This window comes from Planktothrix tepida PCC 9214, assembly GCF_900009145.1.
GTDB lineage: Bacteria > Cyanobacteriota > Cyanobacteriia > Cyanobacteriales > Microcoleaceae > Planktothrix > Planktothrix tepida.
In genome coordinates this window covers 1-3,339 of record NZ_LN889789.1, presented here as the reverse complement: position 1 = coordinate 3,339, position 3,339 = coordinate 1, and the positions used below count along the sequence as shown (strand labels likewise).

At 46.3% G+C, this 3,339-nt stretch carries 3 protein-coding genes; all 3 read right to left on the bottom strand.

The features are described 5' to 3' along the window. On the bottom strand, window positions 1–806 hold an 806-nt coding region (locus PL9214_RS10485), incomplete at its 3' end, for a DNA cytosine methyltransferase (protein WP_245824227.1). A gap of 189 nt (window positions 807–995) precedes the next feature. Then, window positions 996–2,378 carry a photosystem II reaction center protein CP43 gene (gene psbC, locus PL9214_RS10480; RefSeq protein WP_072718779.1) on the bottom strand — a complete coding sequence of 461 codons (1,383 nt, stop codon included), beginning with the start codon at window positions 2,376–2,378 and terminating at the stop codon, window positions 996–998. Next, window positions 2,362–3,339, bottom strand: a 978-nt coding sequence (gene psbD, locus PL9214_RS10475) for a photosystem II D2 protein (photosystem q(a) protein) (protein WP_072718778.1), incomplete at its 5' end; no start/stop codon positions are given. The genes psbC and psbD, both read right to left, overlap by 17 nt.

Here is a 3,339-nt window from a genome sequence, read left to right as displayed (position 1 = left end):
TGAATTCGCGCTCCTTCCCGTGCTGTTAAATTCCGGTGTTGGAAGGGATGAAGAAAATTAGCATAAAATGAGGCAGTGATGGTATGGGATGGTTTATGGGGGTACAAACGGCGATTATTTTGATCGTAAGTTTGACCAGATAATTCTCCATTCCCGCTTCGATGTCTTGCCCCATATTCTTTGGATACATTAGCACTTGATTCCCCCCATTTAATCTGTTTAAAGCGTTCTACAAGTCTTTGAGAATGATCCATTGCAACATGATTATAGATTGTTTGGCTCCCCTTTCTGAGCCAGTCTTGATAAGGATTTTGAGATGCTAAACTATAAGGCAATTCCTCTTGACCTTCACGGGCATTCAAAGGTGGTAAATCTGATATAGCATCCCATAGAGTTAAAGCGGGGAATAACTGCTGATCCGGTAATATAGATAATTGTAAATGATTAGAATTAGAGTCATTTATAGAATGGGACTTGGGTGGAAAACCCATTACTTTTCCCCTATTATTTCCTACAATAAAAACACGCTCTCTGATTTGAGGTACACCATATTCAGCAGCATTTAATAACCAAATTTCAACAAAATATCCTAATTCTTCAAAGGTCTTTTTAATCAGATCTATGACCTTTATTCCTTCACCATTTTTGCGAGAGAGCAAACCTTTAACATTTTCCATGATAAAAGCTTTAGGTTGCAGAAAACTAATCCATTGAGTAAAGTTAATAAATAGGCTATTTCTAGGATCTTGAGGATCTTTGTGGGCTGGCCCTGCAATACTAAAACCTTGGCAGGGAGGGCCACCAATAATAATATCTGGTTTAAAGGTGCAAATGTCTTTAACGTGGCTTTCCGTATTAAAATGACAAATATCACATTTTTAATTGTAATAATACTTATTAATTCCAAATAAATTCTAATGAAAAACCCCACCTGATTCTTCAGGCGGGGTCTTTGATTAACGATCTACACTGTCATCAGACATCAGGATTAAACCTTAGTCTAAATTAGGCATAGAAAGTACAGCTTCTGATTTCCGGTCAATACCTTTCTCAAAACCAGCCACCGCAGCACGAGCGCGACCTGCGTGCCATAAGTGACCAATTAAGAAGAAGAAGCCCATAATGAAGTGGAAACCAGCCAACCAAGCGCGGGGGTTAACATAGTTAAACCCTTGAGCTTCAGTAATGATCCCGCCCACGGAGTTAATAGAACCGTTAGGAGCATGAGTCATGTACTCAGAAGCGCGGCGAATTTGCCAAGGTTGGATATCGTTTCTCAGCTTATTCAGGTCAAGACCGTTGGGGCCACGCAGAGGCTCTAACCAAGGGCCACGGAAATCCCAGAAGCGCATGGTTTCACCACCGAAGATGATTTCACCTGTCGGAGAACGCATCAGGTATTTACCTAGACCTGTAGGGCCTTGAGCAGAACCGATATTGGCACCGAGTTTTTGGTCACGGACTAAGAACACAAAGGACTGAGCTTGAGAAGATTCAGCGTTTGTGGGGCCGTAGAACTCGCTAGGATAAGCGGTGTTATTGAACCAAACATAAGAAGCGGCGATAAAGCCCATCAGGGACAGAGCGCCTAAGCTGTAGGACAGATAAGCTTCTCCAGACCAAATGAAAGCGCGACGTGCCCAGCCAAAGGGTTTGGTGAGGATGTGCCAGATTCCGCCAGAAATGCAGATCAGACCAATCCAAATATGACCACCGATGATGTCTTCCATGTTGTCAACACCGATGATCCAGCCTTCTCCACCGAAGGGAGCTTTGGTCAGATAGCCAAAGATCGCCCCTGGGTTGAGGGTTGGATTAGTAATGATGCGAACATCACCACCACCGGGTGCCCAAGTGTCATAAACACCGCCAAAGAACATGGCTTTGAACACCAACAGGAAAGCACCCAGACCTAACAGAATCAGGTGATACCCGATAATATTGGTCATTTGGTTTTTGTCTTTCCAGTCGTAGCCAAAGAAAGAAGAATATTCTTCTAAAACTTCAGGGCCACGAACGGCATGATAAATCCCGCCTAAACCGAGAACCGCTGAGGAAATTAAGTGCAGAACCCCAATCACAAAATAGGGGAAGGTATCAATGACTTCACCACCAGGGCCAACACCCCAACCGAGGGTTGCCATGTGGGGGATCAGAATCAAACCTTGTTCATACATGGGCTTTTCAGGAATGAAGTGAGCCACTTCAAACAGGGTCATTGCCCCAGCCCAGAATACGATCAAACCAGCGTGAGCAACGTGAGCGCCCAGCAACTTACCAGACAAATTAATCAGACGAGCGTTACCCGCCCACCAAGCAAATCCTGTGGAATCTTGGTCACGGCCGCTGACATAAGAAGTATTAGAGAGCGTTACCACGCGGTAATACCTCCTCCGGGAAAATAAAGTTTTCGTGGGGTTGATCCGCAGGAGCCATCCAAGCCCGCAGACCTTCATTTAACAGAATGTTCTTGGTATAGAACGTTTCAAACTCAGGATCTTCGGCTGCCCGTAATTCTTGGGAGACGAAATCATAAGCCCGCAGGTTGAGTGCTAAACCGACAATACCGATGGAACTCATCCACAGTCCCGTGACAGGCACGAACAACATGAAGAAGTGTAACCAACGTTTGTTGGAAAACGCAATCCCGAAGATTTGTGACCAGAAGCGGTTGGCGGTCACCATAGAATAGGTTTCTTCTGCTTGAGTCGGTTCAAAAGCCCGGAAGGTGTTGGCTTTGTCGCCATCTTCAAACAAGGTATTTTCCACCGTCGCTCCGTGAATGGCGCACAGCAGCGCACCACCGAGGATTCCCGCGACTCCCATCATGTGGAAGGGATTCAGTGTCCAGTTATGGAACCCTTGCAGGAATAGGATGAAGCGGAAGATTCCCGCCACCCCAAAGCTAGGGCCAAAGAACCAGCTAGACTGACCCAAGGGGTACATCAGGAACACACTGACGAATACCGCAATCGGCCCAGTGAAGGCGATGGCGTTGTAGGGACGAATGCCGACTAAACGGGCAATTTCTAACTGACGCAGACAAAAGCCGATCAGGGCGAAAGCACCGTGCAGAGCCACAAATGCCCACAGTCCACCCAGTTGACACCAACGAGTGAAGTCCCACTGAGCTTCTGGCCCCCACAGGAACAGCAAGGAATGTCCTAAGCTGTTGGCGGGGCTACTAACAGCGGCTGTTAAGAAGTTACAGCCTTCTAAATAAGAGCTTGCTAAACCGTGGGTGTACCAGGAAGTAACAAAGGTTGTTCCGGTTAACCAGCCACCAAGGGCTAGATAAGCACAAGGAAACAGTAGAACTCCTGACCAACCCACGAAGAC